The 18,902-nt window shown below is 55.9% G+C and carries 17 protein-coding genes and 1 tRNA gene; 10 read left to right on the forward strand and 8 right to left on the reverse strand.

Going from position 1 to position 18,902, the window contains the following annotated elements; all coding sequences use genetic code 11:
- Positions 1 to 135: 135 nt before the first annotated feature.
- From ACR3EQ_RS07685 to ACR3EQ_RS07705, 5 genes are all read left to right on the forward strand, one after another.
- Positions 136 to 1,722 carry an ABC transporter substrate-binding protein gene (locus ACR3EQ_RS07685; RefSeq protein WP_170609826.1) on the forward strand — a complete coding sequence of 529 codons (1,587 nt, stop codon included), beginning with the start codon at positions 136 to 138 and terminating at the stop codon, positions 1,720 to 1,722.
- Positions 1,723 to 1,737: 15 nt separating this feature from the next.
- Positions 1,738 to 2,694: an ABC transporter permease gene (locus ACR3EQ_RS07690; RefSeq protein WP_170609824.1), complete on the forward strand. Its 957-nt coding sequence runs from the start codon at positions 1,738 to 1,740 to the stop codon at positions 2,692 to 2,694.
- The gene (locus ACR3EQ_RS07695; RefSeq protein WP_170610901.1) at positions 2,694 to 3,509 is read left to right on the forward strand and encodes an ABC transporter permease; all 816 of its coding nucleotides are present in this window, start codon (positions 2,694 to 2,696) and stop codon (positions 3,507 to 3,509) included. Before ACR3EQ_RS07690 ends, ACR3EQ_RS07695 begins: the two co-directional genes overlap by 1 nt.
- Positions 3,506 to 5,143, forward strand: coding sequence for an ABC transporter ATP-binding protein (locus ACR3EQ_RS07700; RefSeq protein WP_170609822.1), 1,638 nt, complete (start codon positions 3,506 to 3,508; stop codon positions 5,141 to 5,143). Before ACR3EQ_RS07695 ends, ACR3EQ_RS07700 begins: the two co-directional genes overlap by 4 nt.
- Before the next feature lie 158 nt (positions 5,144 to 5,301).
- Positions 5,302 to 6,138, forward strand: coding sequence for an alkaline phosphatase family protein (locus ACR3EQ_RS07705; RefSeq protein WP_170609820.1), 837 nt, complete (start codon positions 5,302 to 5,304; stop codon positions 6,136 to 6,138).
- A gap of 9 nt (positions 6,139 to 6,147) precedes the next feature.
- On the opposite strand, the gene ACR3EQ_RS07710 is transcribed toward ACR3EQ_RS07705, so the two are convergent.
- The 4 genes from ACR3EQ_RS07710 to ACR3EQ_RS07725 form a co-directional block, all read right to left on the reverse strand.
- A complete protein-coding gene (locus ACR3EQ_RS07710; protein WP_170609818.1) occupies positions 6,148 to 7,071 on the reverse strand; it encodes an alpha/beta hydrolase in 924 nt (307 codons plus the stop codon).
- A gap of 13 nt (positions 7,072 to 7,084) precedes the next feature.
- Complete coding sequence (locus ACR3EQ_RS07715; protein WP_480490261.1) at positions 7,085 to 8,974, reverse strand: acyl-CoA synthetase; 1,890 nt, start codon at positions 8,972 to 8,974, stop codon at positions 7,085 to 7,087.
- A 156-nt stretch (positions 8,975 to 9,130) separates the two neighbouring features.
- Positions 9,131 to 10,951, reverse strand: a complete 1,821-nt coding sequence (locus ACR3EQ_RS07720; protein WP_480490262.1) for an ABC transporter transmembrane domain-containing protein — start codon at positions 10,949 to 10,951, stop codon at positions 9,131 to 9,133.
- A gap of 266 nt (positions 10,952 to 11,217) precedes the next feature.
- Positions 11,218 to 11,292: transfer RNA gene (locus tag ACR3EQ_RS07725), tRNA-Gly, on the reverse strand.
- A gap of 324 nt (positions 11,293 to 11,616) precedes the next feature.
- On the opposite strand from ACR3EQ_RS07725, the gene ACR3EQ_RS07730 reads away from it, so the two are divergent.
- The 3 genes from ACR3EQ_RS07730 (at position 11,617) to ACR3EQ_RS07740 (ending at position 13,678) form a co-directional block, all read left to right on the forward strand.
- Positions 11,617 to 12,147: a GNAT family N-acetyltransferase gene (locus tag ACR3EQ_RS07730; protein WP_170815974.1), complete on the forward strand. Its 531-nt coding sequence runs from the start codon at positions 11,617 to 11,619 to the stop codon at positions 12,145 to 12,147.
- A 206-nt stretch (positions 12,148 to 12,353) separates the two neighbouring features.
- Positions 12,354 to 13,031 carry an ankyrin repeat domain-containing protein gene (locus tag ACR3EQ_RS07735; RefSeq protein ID WP_480490264.1) on the forward strand — a complete coding sequence of 226 codons (678 nt, stop codon included), beginning with the start codon at positions 12,354 to 12,356 and terminating at the stop codon, positions 13,029 to 13,031.
- A gap of 137 nt (positions 13,032 to 13,168) precedes the next feature.
- Complete coding sequence (locus tag ACR3EQ_RS07740) at positions 13,169 to 13,678, forward strand: nucleoside deaminase (protein ID WP_480490266.1); 510 nt, start codon at positions 13,169 to 13,171, stop codon at positions 13,676 to 13,678.
- A gap of 282 nt (positions 13,679 to 13,960) precedes the next feature.
- Here ACR3EQ_RS07740 and ACR3EQ_RS07745 read toward each other — a convergent pair whose 3' ends face one another.
- Positions 13,961 to 14,458, reverse strand: a complete 498-nt coding sequence (locus ACR3EQ_RS07745; protein ID WP_170612178.1) for a GNAT family N-acetyltransferase — start codon at positions 14,456 to 14,458, stop codon at positions 13,961 to 13,963.
- Between the two features lie 339 nt (positions 14,459 to 14,797).
- On the opposite strand from ACR3EQ_RS07745, the gene ACR3EQ_RS07750 reads away from it, so the two are divergent.
- Together ACR3EQ_RS07750 and ACR3EQ_RS07755 are read left to right on the forward strand one after the other, a co-directional pair.
- Positions 14,798 to 15,442, forward strand: coding sequence for a HupE/UreJ family protein (locus ACR3EQ_RS07750; RefSeq protein WP_170612367.1), 645 nt, complete (start codon positions 14,798 to 14,800; stop codon positions 15,440 to 15,442).
- A gap of 4 nt (positions 15,443 to 15,446) precedes the next feature.
- A complete protein-coding gene (locus tag ACR3EQ_RS07755; protein ID WP_170612369.1) occupies positions 15,447 to 16,055 on the forward strand; it encodes a HupE/UreJ family protein in 609 nt (202 codons plus the stop codon).
- 357 nt (positions 16,056 to 16,412) lie between these two features.
- On the opposite strand, the gene ACR3EQ_RS07760 is transcribed toward ACR3EQ_RS07755, so the two are convergent.
- The 3 genes from ACR3EQ_RS07760 to ACR3EQ_RS07770 form a co-directional block, all read right to left on the reverse strand.
- Positions 16,413 to 17,357 (reverse strand): aldo/keto reductase, encoded by a 945-nt coding sequence (locus tag ACR3EQ_RS07760; RefSeq protein ID WP_170617431.1) that lies wholly within the window; start codon positions 17,355 to 17,357, stop codon positions 16,413 to 16,415.
- A gap of 167 nt (positions 17,358 to 17,524) precedes the next feature.
- A complete protein-coding gene (locus ACR3EQ_RS07765) occupies positions 17,525 to 18,148 on the reverse strand; it encodes a hypothetical protein (RefSeq protein ID WP_480490269.1) in 624 nt (207 codons plus the stop codon).
- Positions 18,149 to 18,221: 73 nt separating this feature from the next.
- Positions 18,222 to 18,737, reverse strand: a complete 516-nt coding sequence (locus ACR3EQ_RS07770) for a DUF805 domain-containing protein (protein ID WP_170617433.1) — start codon at positions 18,735 to 18,737, stop codon at positions 18,222 to 18,224.
- Positions 18,738 to 18,902 lie beyond the last annotated feature (165 nt).

Raw genomic sequence — 18,902 nt, forward strand, 5'->3', positions numbered from 1 at the left:
AACATTTTTAGGCTGGGACGGCATTTCTTGAAATTTTAGTTCTTGTCGCCTGCTCTAAAATGCGCGAACTTTGACTCGTGCGTCAATAAAAAGCCCAGAAAGGGCCTGCAACTCTACCAACCGGGAGATTCTTGAATGAACGAACAACTCACTCACATGACCAAACAGGTTACAGCCGGCAAGCTGACCCGTCGCGAATTCATGGGGAAAGCAGCGGCATTGGGTGTAACTGCGGCAATGGCCAGCACCATGTTTGCAGATGCCGCGCGTGCGGCAGGCCCGAAAAAGGGCGGTGATCTGAAGTTCGGCCTGCAGGGCGGCGAATCCACGAACTCGCTTGACCCGGCAACCTATGCAAGTTCGGTTCCGTTCCAGAACGGCAAGCAATTCGGAGACCAGCTGGTCGAAGTCGCGCCGGACGGCACGATCGAACCGCGTCTGGCCGAAAGCGTTGAAGGCAGCGCAGATGCCAAGGTCTGGACTTTCAAGCTGCGTCAGGGTGTCGAATTCCACAACGGCAAGACAATGACCAGCGAAGACGTGCTGAAGACCATGCAGCGTCATTCGAACGAAGATTCGAAGTCGGGTGCTCTGGGCATCATGAAAGGCATCGAGTCGATGAAGGCCGATGGCGACAACTTCCAGGTCACGTTGAGCGAGCCGAATGCGGACCTGCCCTATCTGATGGCCGACTACCATCTGATCATTCAGCCGGATGGCGGCATGGACAACCCTGGTGCGGGTATCGGTACCGGCCCTTACAAGCTGGAAGTGGACGAACCGGGTGTCCGTCACCTGTTCACCAAAAATGAAAACCACTGGAACAGCGATTTCGGCAACTTTGACAGCGTCGAAGTCGTTGTTATCAACGATGCAACCGCACGGACGGCTGCGCTGCAATCCGGCCAGGTCCATGCGGTCAACCGTGTTGAACCCAAAGTTGCCGACCTTCTGGGCCGCGCACCGAACCTGACGGTGCACTCGACTGCTGGTCGCGGACATTATGTCTTCATCATGCATTGCGACACTGCGCCGTTTGACAACAACGAACTGCGCACCGCGCTGAAATACGCCATCAACCGCGAGGAACTGGTGGACAAAGTGCTGCGCGGCTATGGCTCGATCGGAAATGACATGCCGATCAACGCAGCCTACCCCCTGTTTGATGAGACCATCGAACAGCGCGAATTCAGTGTTGAAAAAGCTGCTGAGCACTACAAGAAGTCCGGCCATGACGGCTCGCCGATCGTTCTGCGTGTCGCCGACGGTGCCTTCCCGGGTGCTGTGGACGCCGCTGCGCTGTTCCAGCAAACCGCTTCGCAGGCGGGTATTCCGCTGGAAATCAAGCGTGAACCCAACGATGGATACTGGTCCGAGGTTTGGAACGTTCAGCCGTTCTGTGCGTCGTACTGGGGTGGCCGTCCGGTTCAGGATCAGATGTACTCGACCGCATATCTGTCCAGCGCCGACTGGAACGACACGCGGTTCAAGGTTCAGGCGTTCGACGATCTGCTGTTCGCCGCGCGCGCGGAGTTGGACGCCGAGAAGCGCAAGGGCATCTATAGCCAGATGGGTCAAATGGTCCGCAACGAAGGCGGCCTGATCTGTCCGATGTTCAACGACTTTGTCGAAGGCGTGAGCAACCAGCTGGACGGCTGGGAATCTGACCCGACTCAGGAGATGATGAACGGCAACATGTCCCGCAAAATGTGGTTCGTCTGATACGGGCTACGGATAATGCACCCCATCATCAAACTGGTTTCCCAGCGCCTTGCGCTGGGAATCCTTTTGCTGTTCGGCGCTTCGGCCCTGATTTTCGGCCTAACCGAAGCCCTTCCCGGAGACGCCGCGCAAGCCGTCCTGGGGCAGTCCGCAACGCCTGAAGCCCTGGCCAACCTGCGAGAGGAGATGGGCCTGAACCGCCCTGCCCTGACACGCTATTTCGAATGGCTGGGAGGTATCGTTCAGGGTGATCTTGGCCAGTCACTCACCAACAAGCTCGATATTGCCGAGAGCATTGGAAAACGACTTGGGAACACTCTGTTTCTGGCGTGTGTTGCCGCAATCGTGTCCGTCCCGCTTGCGATCTTTCTGGGGCTGCTTGCCGTCCGGTACCGTAACCGTTGGCCGGATAAACTGATTTCCGCGGTGACCCTGACGACAGTTTCCATCCCGGAGTTCCTGATCGGCTACGTTGTCATCTACTATATTTCGGTCAAGCTGGGATGGTTTTCATCACTAGCGATGATCAATGATTCCATGTCCTTCGGGCAAAAGCTGAACGCAATTGCGCTGCCGGCCTTCGTTCTGACGCTAGTGGTATTGGCGCAAATGATGCGCATGACGCGTGCGGCCATTCTGAACCTGATGCAGTCGGCCTATATCGAAACAGCAGAACTGAAGGGGTTGAGCACGTTTCAAGTCATTGCCCGACACGCTTTTCCCAACGCGATTTCGCCGATTGTTAACGTGGTTATGCTGAACCTCGCCTATCTGGTTGTGGGTGTCGTCGTCGTCGAGGTTGTGTTCGTCTATCCCGGCATGGGGCAGTATCTTGTGGACGCCGTGACCAAGCGTGACGTGCCCGTTGTTCTGGCCTGCGGCGTGGTGTTCGCGGCGGTCTATATCGGCCTGAACATGGTTGCGGATATCGTGTCGATCCTTGCCAACCCAAGACTGAGGCATCCGAAATGATAAAGAACATTCCTCTTTCGGCATTGATCGGCCTTATGTTCACCGGCGCGTATTTCTTTGTGGCCATTGCCGCCCCATTGATTGCGCCTTACGGAATGGCTGAAGTCGTCGGCGACGTTTGGGAGCCCGCCAGCGCCGAGCATCTGCTGGGCACCGACAATATTGGACGCGACCTGCTGACCCGGATGATCTATGGCGGTCGGACAACGATCTTCATCGCCGCCGCTGCGACACTGCTCAGCTTCATTACCGGCACGTCTTTGGGACTGTTGGCTGCGGTTCTGGGCGGATGGGCCGATCAGGCGCTCAGCCGGACGGTTGATCTGGTCATGTCTATCCCCACCCTGATCCTGGCGCTGGTCATTCTGGCAATCGTTCCGGTAACCGTCCCGATCCTGATCCTTGTGATGGGCCTGCTGGACGCCACGCGCCCCTATCGCCTGTCACGCTCTGTCGCCGTGGACATCAACGTCATGGACTATGTCGAGGCCGCCAAGCTGCGCGGCGAAGGCCGGGGCTGGATCATCTTTCGGGAAATCCTGCCGAACGCTCTGTCGCCTTTGGTGGCCGAGTTCGGTTTGCGTTTCATCTTTATGGTTCTGTTCATCTCGACCCTTTCGTTCCTGGGTCTTGGCGTCCAGCCGCCGCTGGCGGACTGGGGCGGCATCGTGAAAGAGAACAAGGATGGCATCGTCTATGGCATTGGCGCAGCGCTCTACCCCGCTGTGGCCATCGCAACACTGGCCATCTCGGTCAACCTTGTGGCTGACTGGATTCTGAACCGTACCACATCGCTGAAAGGAGGCCGGGGATGAGTGATACCCTTCTCAAGGTCCGCGACCTCAAAATCGGCGCGACTGTCTACCCGCCGGGCGAAAAGCCTCATGACATCGAAATCGTGCACGGGGTCAGCTTTGACCTCGCGCCCGGCAAGGTGCTGGGCCTGATCGGTGAATCCGGCGCCGGTAAATCCACCATCGGACTGGCGTCGATGGCCTATGGCCGGGGCGGTGTGAAAATCACCGGTGGTGAAGTCTGGGTAAACGGACGAGACATTCTGAAAGCGTCGCATGGCGACATACGCAAGTTGCGGGGGGGTGAGGTCACCTATGTGTCCCAGTCCGCCGCAGCCTCGTTCAACCCGGCCAAGAAGATCATGGATCAGGTGATTGAGGCCGCAGTCGAACAGAAAAAGTTCTCGCGGAAAGTGGCCGAAGGCCGCGCACGGGAGCTGTTTGCCAAGCTGGGTCTGCCTGACCCGGACAATATCGGCGAACGCTACCCGCACCAGGTCTCGGGCGGTCAGTTGCAGCGCTGCATGACAGCCCTGGCGTTGTGTCCCGAGCCTGATCTGGTGGTGTTCGACGAACCCACCACGGCGCTGGACGTTACCACGCAGATCGATGTTCTGATGGCCATCAAGGAAGCCATTGCCGATACCGGCGTTGCCGCGCTCTACATTACGCACGACCTTGCTGTTGTTGCGCAGGTGAGCGACGACATCATGGTTTTGCGAATGGGCAACACTGTCGAATACGGCAATACCGATCAGATCATCAACAACCCGCAAGAGGAATACACCAAGGCGCTGGTCTCGGTCCGCTCCATCGAACACGAAGAAAAGAAGCCCACACCCGAAGCGGTGCTGAGCGTCGACGGCATCACCGCGCGCTACAAGGGTCTGAATTTCGACGTGCTGCACAACGTCAACGTCGAGCTTCATCCGGGGCAGACCTTGGCGGTCGTGGGGGAATCCGGTTCGGGTAAATCGACGCTTGCACGGGTGATCACTGGCCTGCTGCCGCCGCGCGACGGAGAGATCACCTTTGCCGGTCGCAAGCTGTCGCCCGACTTAAAGGGGCGTTCCCGCGAGGACCTGCGCGAGTTGCAGATGATCTATCAGATGGCCGACGTGGCGATGAACCCCCGTCAAACGGTTGGCACGATCATCGGCCGCCCGCTGGAGTTCTACTTCAACATGCGCGGCGCGGAAAAGCGCAAGCGGATCATCGAATTGCTGGATGAGATCGAACTGGGCGAAAAGTTCATCGACCGCTACCCGGCGGAACTGTCCGGTGGTCAGAAACAGCGTGTATGTATCGCGCGCTCGCTGGCGGCCAAGCCCAAGATGATCATCTGTGACGAGGTGACCTCGGCACTCGACCCGCTGGTTGCGGACGGGATCCTGAAGCTGCTGCTGGACCTGCAGAAGATCGAGGACGTAGCCTATCTGTTCATCACCCACGATCTGGCGACAGTGCGAGCGATCTCGGATTCGATTGCCGTAATGTACCAGGGCCGCGTGGTCCGGTACGGTCCGAAATCCGAGGTTCTGAGCCCGCCGTTCGACGACTATACCGACCTGCTGCTCAGCTCGGTCCCCGAGATGCATCTGGGCTGGCTGGAAGAGGTCGTCGCCCACCGCAAGATGGAAAGTGCCGGGAACTGATCCCTGCCCTTTCCGTGACTTTTCGGTGAAAATCTGAAATCCCGGCACCTTGTTCGATGGCAGGTGTCGGGATTTTGCCATTGGGGGCGCGAACGGGCAGAACCCTGACCGCGAATCCCCTAGGGTCGCCTGAAATATTCAATCAAAAGGCCAATGACATGGACCGCAAACTACTCCTCATCATTCTGGACGGTGTTCCGTGGCGCAATTTCCGGCGACTGTTCGGCAACCTTGAAGGCTGGGTCGAAAACGGCGAGGCACGGGTTTGGAAACTGCGCGCGGTTCTGCCATCCACATCGGCCAGTTGCTATGCGTCGATCCATACCGGAGTGACACCGCAGGAGCACGGCTGCACGGGCAACGGAAACGTGTTCCGGCTAAGCCACAAGGACGTCTTCAGCCAGGTCCGTGAGGCGGGTGGCGTGACCGGCGCCGTGACCCACAGCTATTGGTCGCAATTCTTCAATCGGCATCCGTTCGATTACGTCCGCGACATCGAATATGATGAGCCTGAGAGCAAGACGATCAACCACGGCCGGTTCCACACCATGACCGGCTACGGCAAAGCCAATCAGATGACGCCGTCCGACGTAGACCTATATGCCACTCTGACCAGCCTCTGCCTGCGTCACGGGCTGGATTACGGGCTGCTTCACGCCTGTACACTGGACAGCATGGGACACCGCTTCTACCACGATTGCGAAGAGATGGATCACGCCTGTTTCGTCGCGGACGAAATGCTGGCCCCGTTCATCCCACGTTGGCGGCAACTGGGCTACGAGGTCATCGTGACTGCCGATCACGGTCAGGACGAACGCGGCCACCACGGCGGGCGCAGCCCGCTGCAACAGGAAACGGCGCTGTATTACTTTGGGGACGCAAAGGGACCTGAAGCCGATCAGGTGATCGACCAGCTACAGCTTGCCCCGACAATCCTTTCCCGTTTGGGCGCCCCCATCGCCGACACAATGAAGGCTAAGGCGTTTCTGAAATAAGGCAGGGGATCAGTCGTAAGACCAGATGCCCTGCCCCAGCGCCTCGATGGCGACGGAAATGCGTTCAAAGCTGGCTGCTGCGCGCGTGACAGATGTTCGGGCGCGCAGATAGCCGTGAACCAGACCAGGTTCGTTGATCCAACAAGCCTGCCCGCCAGCGGCGATGATCCTTTCACAATATTCTGACCCGTCATCCCGCAAGGGGTCGCAATCAGCGGTTACGACAACGGTTGGTGGGAGCCCGGAAAAGTCAGAATCGTGCAAAGGCGCAAAAGTCGGATCATGATCCGGCAAGGAACCGCCGCAGCGGACTTTTTCATAGAACGTCACTTCTTCCTGCGTCAAAAGCGGAGCATGCGCATGCTCGACATAGGACCCCTTTGAGATGTCCCCACCAAGAGCCGGATAAATCAGGACCTGCCCCAGAACGTCGTCCAGTCGCCCGCGCGCATAGTGTGCAACCGCTGCCGCCAGATTACCCCCGGCGCTGTCGCCGGCCAGTACCATGGGATCGCCGAACTCCTGCGCGGCCCAGGTGACCGCAGTCCAGCTGTCCTGAAACTGCGCCGGGTGCACATGTTCGGGGCAAAGCCGATAGTCGACGGCGACAACGTGGTATCCGGTTTGCGCGCAGATTTCGGCACAGACGTCATCGTGGCTTTCCAGGCCCCCCACGACAAACCCGCCGCCGTGAAAATAAACCACGGTGCGGGTGGGATCTCCGGCTGTATAGACCCGGACAGGTACACCGTTGGCGGACCTGTCCTGCGTGTTTACGCCCGGCGGCCGGGGTTGGCGAAAGTCCTGACACATCGCGTCATAGACGCGGCGCTGATCGTCAATCGACAACTCGACGGCATCTTCGGGATAGCTTTCAGCCGTTCGTCTTATGAACGCCCAGGTTTCTTCATCGATCAGACGTTCATAATCCATTGTCCCTCCGCGGTCAGGCAGCCCATTCCCATGGCCGGGTGAACGATCCCAGCACTTTGGAAACATCCTCCTCGGATGAGCCGTTCGCGTCAAGCTGTGCGACGAGCCCGCGCTTTTTGTCGTCGATCACGGAAACCACGCGCGCGTCGACGCCCGCCTTCTCAAGCGCACCATTGTAGATGCGGGTAATCGCCTGTTTTCGAAGTTCGGGCTTAAAGACCTTGCCCACCGCCGTTTTTGGCAATTCGTCCAGAATTGTCATATGCTTGGGCTGCGCTGCACGCTCGTGAACGTGAACCTTGCAGTATTCCAACAGTTCTTCTTCGGTCACGCTGGCCCCGTCGACCAGTTCCACGAAAGCGCACGGCACCTCGCCCGAATGCGCGTCCGGCTGTCCGATTGCGCCCGCAAAGGCGACCGCCTCGTGCCCCAGCAGTGCTTCTTCGATCTCGGCCGGATCGATGTTGTGGCCGCCGCGGATAATCAGGTCCTTGGCACGACCGGTGATCCACAGATACCCGTCCTCGTCAAACCGCCCCAGGTCACCCGTCCGAAGATACTTGTCGAAATGATAGAGGTTAACGTTCTTGTCCACTTCGGTATAGGTATTGCCCGCGTAGACACCGGGGTTCGAAACACAGATTTCCCCAATCTCGTCTACGTTGCATTCCGTCGGGCCATCCGCCCCGTCGCGCAGAATTTTGACGTCGGTGTATGGGAACGGAATACCGATCGAGCCGATCTTCTTCTCGCCATCCACCGGATTGCACGAAACAAGGCAGGTTGCTTCGGTCAGGCCATAACCTTCGACAATTGTAACGCCGGTCGCTTCCTCGAACCGGCGGAACAGCTCCACCGGCAACGGGGCCGAACCCGAAAAGGCGGTTTTAACGCTTGAGATATCAGCATCCAGGGGACGCTGCATCTTGGCGGAAATCGCGGTAGGAACGGTGATGATAAAGGTAACTTTCCAGCGTTCGATCAGTTTCCAGAAATTGTCGAACACTCCGTCGCCCCGATACCCTGCAGGCGTCGGGAAAATCACATGTGCGCCAGAGGACACCGCCGCCATCATGATCACATGCACAGCAAAGACATGGAACATGGGCAACGGGCACATGATGACGTCGTGTTCATCGAACAACAGCGTGTTGCCCAGCCAGCCATTGTAAATCAGACCGGAATATTTGTGCTGCGCGACCTTTGGCATACCGGTTGTCCCTCCGGTATGGAAGAAACAGGCGACGCGGTCTTCCTTGCTGTCTTCAAAGGTCAGTGTTGTCGGCTGTTTGGCCAGCTCTTGTCCGAAATCCTTGTAGTCCGCATGGGCAAGATGCTCCTTGTCACCCATTTTGGGACGCAGGAACGGCACTAGCCACGATTTCGGAGGCGTGAGATAGCGGTTCAGATCAATTTCGAGAATGGTGTTGACGCTTGGCGCGTGCCGTACGGCTTCTTCCACTTTCTGCGCGACATCCGCCTTGGGGAATGACTTCAACGTGACGACAACCTTCGCACCTGTCTCCCGCAGGATGGCCGCGATCTGCTCCGGCTCCAGCAACGGGTTGATCGGATTCACGATACCCGCGACCGCCCCACCCATCAGAGTGACCAGCGTTTCGTTACAGTTGGGCAGCACATAGGCCACCACGTCCTTTTCCCCGATGCCAAGCGAACGGAACAGATTGGCCGCCTGATTAACCTTGCCCAGCAGTTCTGACCAGGTCAGGGTCTCCGCCTTGTCCTTCGGGCCAGACAACAACTGAAAGCTGATTGCCTTGTGGTTGGGAAAACGCCCGGCCGTACGCGACAGCAACTGATGGAAGGTAACCGGAACGTCGCGGTCCTCCCACGGCATCTCCTGCTCCATTCTCGCCTTGTCTTCCAATCCCACAAAGGCCATGTGGCTCCTCCCTTATCTCTCCCACGTCACGCGCGGGTTTGCTTTGCATGCAAGGATGCGGCCAAAACCGAGCGTTATCAAGCAACGGCTTATCGAGAGATACAGAAGATTTGTAGAATTACGCCACGGCGAAATCGGAATTGCCCATACGTCAGGCTATTCCGCAGCGACGCCATCCGTGAATTGCAGGCGCGCCAAACGTGCATAGAGGCCATCCTGCGCCACCAGATCCTCATGTGTGCCCTGCGCCACGATCCGGCCGCTTTCGAGCACAACGATGCGATCGGCCTTTTTAACTGTGGCCAGACGGTGCGCAACGATCAGCGTGGTCCGCCCTGCGCGCATCTGATCCACCGCGCCCTGCACCGCCCGTTCGCTTTCGGCATCCAGTGCCGAGGTCGCCTCGTCCAGCAGCAGAACCGGCGCGTCCCGCAGGATTGCGCGAGCGATCGCGATACGCTGTTTCTGTCCGCCAGACAGCATGACGCCTCGCTCGCCGACAAAGCTGTCATAGCCTTCCGGCAGCGCCAAGATGAAGTCATGTGCGGCGGCGGCACGTGCAGCGGCCTCAACCTCGGCATCGGTTGCGTCAAGACGGCCAAAACGGATGTTTTCCCGCGCAGAGGCCGCAAAGATCACCGGATCCTGAGGCACCAACGCCATGTGCTGGCGGAAATCGGCACGGCTCAGATCGCGCAGGTTCACCCCGTCGAGGCTGACATAACCTCCGTCAGGGTCATAGAACCGCTGGATCATCTGGATCACGGTTGTCTTGCCTGCCCCGGACGGACCAACGAAAGCAACCGTTTCGCCCGGTTTGACCTGCAACGTCAGGTGGTCCAGCGCCACGATGTCCGGACGCGCCGGATAGCGGAAAGTCACGTCTTCGAATCGGATTTCGCCCCGTACAGGCTGTGGCAGTGTATGGCCCTGCGCCGGATCGATCACGGTGTCTTCGGCGTTCAGCAGTTCAACCAGCCGTTCGGTTGCCCCTGCGGCGCGCTGAAGCTCGCTCCAGATTTCCGACAGCGCGGCGACCGAGCCTGCCATGATGATCGAATAGATCACGAACTGGATCAGAACGCCTTCGGTCATGACCCCGTTCCGCACATCATTCGCGCCCATCCACAACACGCCGACGATGCCGGAAAACACTAGGAAAATAACGATTACAGTCAACACCGCACGGGTCTGAATTCGGCGCAGCGAAACCACGTACGAAGTCTCGGTCATGTCACCGAACTGCTTGCGGCTGGCGTCTTCGTGGGTAAAGGCCTGCACGGTCTGAACGGCGCCCAGCGCCTCACCCGCGTTGCCTGACGAAGCGGCGATCCAGTCCTGGTTCTCGCGGCTGATCACGCGCAGGCGGCGGCCCAGAACGAGGATCGGAACGACCACGATCGGGATCAGCAGCAAAACCATGCTGGTCAGCTTGGCCGAGGTCAGCAGCATCAGCACCAGACCACCGAAAAACAGCAGCATGTTGCGCAGCGCAATCGAGACCGACGACCCCAACACAGATTGAATCAAGGTTGTGTCTGTGGTGATGCGGCTCAGAACTTCGCCGGTCATGATGCGTTCATAAAATTCCGGGCTCATGCCGATCACACGGTCAAACACCGCCTTGCGGATATCGGCAACCACACGCTCACCCAGCCGCGTCACCAGAGCGTAACGAACCCCGGTTCCGACCGCCAACACCGCCGCGATGCCCAGTGCGGCCAGAAAATACCAATCGAGCAGCTCACCGTCTTCGATGCGGAAATTGTCCACCACCCGACGCACCGCCAGCGGCAGTGTCAGCGTCATGCTCGCGGTCAGCACCAACGCCAGACTGGCCCCGATCATCAGCAACCGATACGGCTTCATGAACGGCCAGAGAGACGTCAGTACCCCAACCTTTCTCGATCCCTTACGCTCTTCGCTGGCACCGGGGGCCGGTGTTGTTGCTGGACTGGCGGTCGTGCTTCTTGCCATGTCTGGCCCTTGTGTCTTGATCGGTTTTGAGTGACCGCTTTCTTGACGGCAGTGACCGGCAGGGTCAAGCCGCATGGAAAAATCAGCGGTCCACATGGGCCATTTGACGCAGAGTTTTCGGGGCTGATCTGGAGCGGGCGGCGGGAATCGAACCCGCTTCATCAGCTTGGAAGGCAAGCGTCTTTATCACTACTTTCACAAATATTTCAATGCACTATTAAAATACATATAGTCATTTTGCAGGCTATATGTCGGAAATAAATTCTTGGAGCGGGCGGCGGGAATCGAACCCGCTTCATCAGCTTGGAAGGCTGAGGTAATAGCCAGTATACGACGCCCGCTCAGCTCGAGCGGGTGTATTTCATCCCAAATTTACGGTCAATAGAGGATTTGTTTTTTTTCAGGCAACTGATCTTTGTTGAACAAAAAATCTGCAGCTGAATCGCAGGCAAGTAATGGAGTTTGGCCGAAAAGTAAGCTGTCAATTTTCAAATAGAAGCACTGAACAATCAAAGTGTCCCTGTTCCAATCGGAACTGTTCGAATGTCCCCATTGCTGAAAGAACGGGCATTCGTCTTATTGGCGGCAATGACTGCACCGAGCCCTTCGCAGTCATAGCGTGACGTTCAGATTGAGGCTAAATTGTATTCAGTAATAGAGAAGACATGACACCGCACCTCGTAGATATCCCAATGCTAGAGACACGGCGCCTACGCCGTCGCGCACCGCTGGCGTCTGATTTCGAGCCATTTGTCGAGTTCCGGATGTCGGAACGGTCGTTGACCGTCGGGGGGCCGTTCTCTCGCTCGGAGGCCTATACTCAATTCGGTGAACTTTTTGGTCATTGGGTTTTGCGAGGATTTGGTCGTTGGATCGTGGCCGACCGCGTCTCTGATGAGCCTTTCGGGGTTGTAGTATTGTGGTTTCCCGAGGGTTGGCCTGAACCAGAAATAGCTTGGTCTGTTTTCGAAGGCGGTGAAGGTAAGGGCATCGCTTTCGAAGCCTCGTTTGCAGCTCGTGAGTTTGCGTATTCAGCTCTCGGCTGGACGACAGCAATCAGCTTGATCGTGGAAGACAATCTACGATCATTTGCTCTGGCTCGACGCTTGGGTGCTGAGTTCGAGGCACCTTTTCAACATCCTGTATTGGGTTCGATGCAAATCTGGCGTCATCCCGGGCCAGATAATTTAGCCTAGCTAACTCTCAATGGTCTTGTCCGGCTAACTTGGGTTGAGGTGGACAAGGGCCTTCGTACTCACTTTCGCAATTGGCCCATTCCTGACGTTCAGTCGCTTTTGACTATGCTGCCCTGAGCAGTCGTTGGTGCTCGTTGCAGCTATTTCTTGATAGAAGGTCTGCGAGCTTGGAGACTTTCACCAGTATTTGAGTAAAAGGATTGGCCATGTTTCGTCTTTTTCTATTTGCGTTTGTGATGGTTCTCGCCGTCAACGCGGGCACGGCGCAGACACCACCTTCGGTTGGTGAAGTCGAGAATTACGACGGTCTCTTCGCAGCCGCTCACACCGGCAACCAAGAAATGATCCGGCAGCTCGTTGCGGCGGGGGCAAATGTCAACGCGAGGGACTCGCGAGGCCGCACACCAGCCCATGTGGCAGCCTTTGCTTCAGAGGACGAGGCATTGCGTGCACTCGCTGAGGCCGGTGCCGACATGAATGCGTTTGACGGTCAGGCCTACGACATGGTCACTATTGCGGCCGTTGCAAACGATCCAGAATTGATGACGCTCGCCATCGAGTTAGGCAACGATCCCGGCCTAACAACCAGCCCTTATGACGGAACGGCTCTCATAGCGGCCGCACATCTCGGTCATGTAGAGATTGTCCGACGGCTAATCGCCGCTGGCGCGCCTCTGGACCATGTGAACAATCTGCACTGGACTGCAGTTATGGAAGCCGTTGTGCTTGGTGACGGCGGCCCGGATCATCTTAAAGTTCTGGATGCATTATTAGCGGCGGGTGCTGACAGAACGCTTGCCGATCGAGACGGAACGACCCCACTCGAACAGGCCGAACAGCGCGGATTTGCTGAGATGGCGGAGCGGCTAAGAAATGAGGACTGAGACCAGTCCAGCAGTCTGAAGTAGCGAGTTTCACGTGAAAGGCGCCTATAGCAGCTTGGATGGGACCGACCTCATTTCATAGTCCCTTAATGGTGGTGTGGTGACGAAGACGCATGCATCTGAAGGATATTGGCAAAATGGACCAGATTAGAAAACGTGAGAAAGGCCGGCATAGCGCACCCGTTTTCGCGAGGCGTGGTTTTCTTGCAGCGTCAAGCTTTGGCGCACTTACAGTCGGATTGAGTAGCTCAGTCGTGGGGCAAACTTCTACGAGTGCGGGCGAAGGAATACCTCAACCAAGCGATCCCAATGATGCCACATTTATGGAACGTGCTTTCGAGATGCGTCAGTACGCAATTGACCATGGAGATCAGTGGTATGGTGCTGTTGTGGTACGGGACAACGTTATTATTGGCCAATCTTGGAGCAGGGTCATCTTGGATCAAGACCCCTCCGGCCACGCTGAAATAGCGGCTATCAGGGACGCGGCGCGCCGTCTCAATGATCGAGATTTGACCAGATCGGTCATGTACTCATCTTCCAAGCCCTGTTCCATGTGTGAAGCAGCGGCTTTTTGGGCTGGGGTTCGTCACATGTTCTTTGGCCGGGAAATCAGGAGCGCGGGATCACCGAAGCTTTGCGGTTAGATAGGTTCTCAGTCACCAGCAAAGTTTACTGTTGCTTTCGCATCCGGCGATGGGAATTGGCCCAGTGAGGGCAATTGTGAAAGCCGCAACGAATGGCTGTGTGAGCCCGTTGTTGCTTTCGATTTTCATCAAGTTGCAGTCGCACGAAGGTGTGACCGTCAACCCAGCCCGCCAAGTGAGTGAAATTAGGAAGATAGACTAGCTATGCAAAAGGAGCCTTGTCCGTTGATAGCCCATGGCAGAATGGTTCAAAGCCGCAGGATTGGCCTGACTACGGCAAATTCACGCGATGCCTAGCTCGAAATAATCGTGGGCTTCGTGTGGGTTGGCATCCCAGGAAGTGACCATCTTGAAACCAAGCCTTTCGTACAGCCGCCTGGCAGTAACCTGACGTTCGCCCGTCATCAGCCTGACGGTGTGATACCCTTGCTCTCTAGCCAACCCAATCACACGTTTGCAAAGAGCCGATGCCACTCCTTTGCTTCGGCAATCATTTGCGACGAACATCGACTTTAGTTCGCAATGATCCCGATCCATTCGACGGACAGCGACGGTTCCAACGGGCCGACCACCCAGATAGGCAATAAGAACATCGCCGTGCGGCGGTCGGTACTCGGTTGGGATTTTTGGTGAGCGATCAAAAAACCACGAACCTCGATAATACTCTTCAATGCGTTGAAGATCATCATGGTTGAGAGACCTGACTGCTTCGTACAAACCTCGCATGAGAGTTGCGGCTTCGTCTATCTCGGCCTGCGACCGGACTTCGAGAATTTTCATAGGCCAAGCTCCAATAGTCATCCGAATGATTCGATCTTAGCATGATCACATGGCACTATTGCCGCCGCGCTCGGACGGCCGGTTTGTCCCGCACTTCGGTCGTTCAGAAGATTTCAGCGAACGTCCGCTGCCACTCAATGCAGACCTTCAGGCGAAAGGCCTCGGAATGACCACCAACAATGACCGCTATCCGTTCCCGTCCAATTGGCATGGGCGACTGCGCGAAATAATTGGCTCATCGAAGGTCAGTATTTAGGCTGCAATCAGCCGATCCGCACACCGCAGAGAGTGATTACTTCAAGCCGAAACTTACCATTGACGTCATGTTGAGTTATTCGAATGCGTGACTTAACAATTGCAGTAGATTGTTTGAATGAGGAGTTCGTTTTGCCAACTCGTTTAGCTTACTGTTTTCTCACTATATCTTTGATTTACTTTTTCACTGCTTTTGCCGCGCAAGCCCACTCTGGCGAGGGGTATGGTGGAGGCTTTGTCGCAGGATTTACGCATCCAATCCTCGGTTGGGATCATGTGGCTGCAATGGTCGCAGTTGGTATCTGGGGTGCGTTTCTTGGTGCGCCAGCAATCTGGATCTTGCCGGTTGTTTTTCCTTTGGTCATGGCCTTCGGGGCGATAGCAGGAATTATCGGTATTCCAATCCCTGCTATAGAAACAGGCATTGCTCTTTCCGCTGTTGTACTGGGAATAATGATCGTTTTTGCTGTCAAGCCGCCGATTTGGATATGTGCGGTTATTGTGGGGTCTTTTGCAATTTTTCATGGTTACGCGCACGGCACCGAACTTCCGGCCACGGTAAACGCATTTGCATATGCAGTCGGCTTTGTAATCTCGACAGGGTTGCTTCACCTTACTGGGATCGCATTCGGACTGCTTGTTCGCTGGCCTGCAGGTAGAGTTGCTGTGAGGGGTGCCGGTGGCTTGATCGCTTTTGCCGGGATCGCGTTTCTTACCGGTGTAGCCTAAGAGAATGAAAAAGTGCAGACTAATCTGCTATCCACTTGCGATTTTGGTCGCGGGGCCTGCCTCGGCCCATAGTGCCTTTCCCGGTATTGAGGGCTTTTATGTCGGGCTGATCCACCCCTTTTCGACACCGCCGCAGGCGCTTCTCATTATGGGCCTTGCTTTGCTTGGTGGTGGGTTCAAACCGGAACAGGTGCAATGGCTGCTTCCCAGCTTTTTTGTGGCGAATATTGCGGGCCTCGTTTTAGCTTTCGGATTTGAAGAACTCGACGCAAAAATGTTTGCAATCGCCTTTGCCGCGTGTTCGACGGCCGCGCTTCTTCCCCAAAAACTGTTGCCGTTTGCAATCGCACTGGTCTGCGTCGGAGCATTTCTGATAGGAGACGCGTCTGTCCCGGAGCCAGGGCCGTTAAGAGACAGATTGTTCACAATGTCCGGCTCCTTAGTCGGGGCCAATGTTGGTCTTTTGTATCTATTGGGGGGGTCCTTGTGGGTCAGAGAACGCTTTAAGAAACCTTGGGTTGGAATTGCTTTCCGCGTTGCTGCAGCTTGGCTTGGAGCCGTGTCATCTCTGATGCTGGCACTCGGCTTCGCAGGTGCAAATCTCTCTACGTGAACTGACTAACGCCTACCGTGTAGGCTCAGACAACCCAGCATGGGAAGGAGGCAATTGGCAGCTCGGGCAGTTTGCATAACCAAGTGGGGCTTGAATAGATGACCGCTTTCCTCCGTAAAGCCACATTGGCAAAGTCTTGTTTTGAATGTCCGGTTTGGGCTTAGAGCGGTAGTTGGCTTATGCTGAGCGGATGGCGGCTCTGTTCGCCAAGCAGACACTCTGAAGGTCTTTGAACCCTGCAGTGCGGCTAACGGCGGCTTTGTCCGCACAGCGGTCACTGATGCTCTGCGCAGCGAAGGTCCAGATAGAGCCCAAAGCGGTCAATTGGCAGAACAGTATCCTATCCAAAAATCGACTCTAAGCTTCTGGGTTGCTCGAAGTTTTTTCGAGCTCAGCGAGATCCTCCCAAACGCCCTCAGGGATGGACCACTCTGCCCATTCCATTGCCTGTTGAACATGCTGAGGCCATGTCACTCCGCAAATCGTCGAAGTGATGTCGTCGTTTTTCAACGAGTATTGCAACGCGACCGCCCCAACTGGGACATCGTAGTGCCCGCATATCTCTTCAACAGCACGTATTGGCGCAAGTACTTCATCATCTGCAGGTCGATAGACATAAAAGCGATGGATCGCGCTGCCTCGGGCAAGCGCACCCCCGGAATATGGTGCCGCGTTCAATATCGAAACCCCTCGTGACTTCGCGAGTTCTATCAGAGGTGCCGCGTTGTCGTTTACCAGCGTATGCCGGTTGTGTGTCAGGACTACGTCAAAATCCCAACCCTCCAAAATTTGCATCATCAAGTCGATACGTCCCGCTGCGATTCCGACCGCCTTTGCCAGACCTTCCTCCTTGATGCGGAATAACTCTTCAATGGCGCCACCCCGTCTTTTGACCTCAGATAGATCATTTGCATATTCGACATCATGGACGTGGAGTATATCAACGCTGTCGACGCTGAGGGCCGCAAGACTTTCCTCGAATGATCTACGTGCCTGAGAAGCATCAAAAGCACCAGTTTCCATATCCCGGTCGATTTTGGTGGAAAGCACCCGCCCGGCCGGCCAACCACCAAGCTCACGAATGACTTTACCTATGCGCTCTTCACTTCGTCCCATGGCATAGCAACGGGATGTGTCCAGGAACGCATTTGGCTGCGAAAGAATTGCCCGAATTGTATCAATCGCGCGCTCTTCCTCAACCTCATACCCGTAGATTTCCGGGATACTTCCCAACCCCGTCGATCCAAACCCGATGCGGGGAACCCTAATCCCTGTCTTACCAATTTCGCGTAGCTCCGCCATGCCAACCTCCCAATTGGTTCCGGACATTCACAGATGTTGCGCGAGTAATTTATTGAAAACAAGTCAGACTTGTCGCTGGAGTTACTCTCTGGCCTCAACGCAATTGTTCAAACCGCAAATTCACCAAGCTTTTTCACGAATTGTGGAAGTGTCCACAATGCAGACATTCACTGAATTCTGCTTAACAGCCAGCTGAGCGCGGCACTGCGAAGCGTCTCCCCCTCTGGATTGTCCAAAATTACGGGTTCGATCACGCGCTCTATCGCCCCGCCACCACAATAGACAATGCCTTCGGGCGCTTCGTAGGAGGCCCCCTGATTAATATCTGACTCGCAGGCGGAACGAAGGGACCGGATTGCCGCGCTGGAACCCTTCAAGTCAAAGATTCCGTAGCTGACATCTTGATCAATCATCGACAGGTTAACCGATGCATTGGCCGCAAGCTGGTCCAGTACAAAACCATAGTCCTCTTGACTATTGAAACTGACCTCGACAGGAAAATTGTCGACGATCTGCAAAGCCGCGTTTTCTGCGCCAACTTGAAATGCCCCAACTTCGGTGGTGCCGTTCTTCAAAAATCGAATGGAAAGCCCCTGCTTCTCCACAATGTCCTGGCTGTCCTCATATCCAGCCGGTGCAAAGCGGATACGGTTACACTGAAGTTCCAGCGTCATGTTTCCAGATTGAATAAATGCATTGGGATTGGGCCCGGAACTAAACGACCACTCCGCTGATGCTGTAGTCGCCATAACCACCATCAGCGTCCCAGTGGAAATCGTTTTGAAACTCATTTTTTCTCTCCATGGAGTTACGGTTCGCGCTGTCGTTCAGCAGAGATTCCAGCCAATTGCCCGGGCAGCCAGGTCAAGAAACAGGTTCGCCGTATTCGTTTGCGCCTTCTTGGGAAGGTCGCGTCAGCCACCAGATCATCAGGATGGACAGAACCAATTGAAGAATTGAGACAACAACGATACCGGTCACACCCAGGACGGCCGCAGGTCCTCGCAATGCATCGGGATTTTCGGTCCCTTGCTCCAATACCGAAAAAAACGCTACCCCACCCAACATAACAAAAAGCGTTGTAATGCTGAGCGCCATCGGTAGCAGCAAATACCAGCCAGGTCGTCCTGTATCGTGCAGCCTCCGCCAACCGGCGGCCAGCATAGGTATGAGAACAGTCAGTTGGAAAACAGAGGACAGGACCCGAGATCCTTGCCCTGTTTCAGGGTCAGTCCCAAATATGATTGTATCCAGCACAGCTAAAGCGGCACTCACGAGAACTACAAACAAGAAGAACCACCAGTATTCTGAACGTTTCGCCCGCCCGGAAAACTGGAAGTATTTCGAGAAACACGTCTTAACGGATTCACCAAATCCCATCTTTCAATCCCTTCATTGTTTCTGTGCGGCCTCAGAACGCCTCGCCGAGCCAAAAGATCACATTCGCCCTTATGGACGCTCCCACTTACCTTTTTGTTTGAAAGCAGAAGCCTATCGCACGAGAGCGTAGAGAAATTTACGCGCGGAAAAAATATTGATTTATTA

This window comes from Ruegeria sp. AN11, from assembly GCF_056536005.1.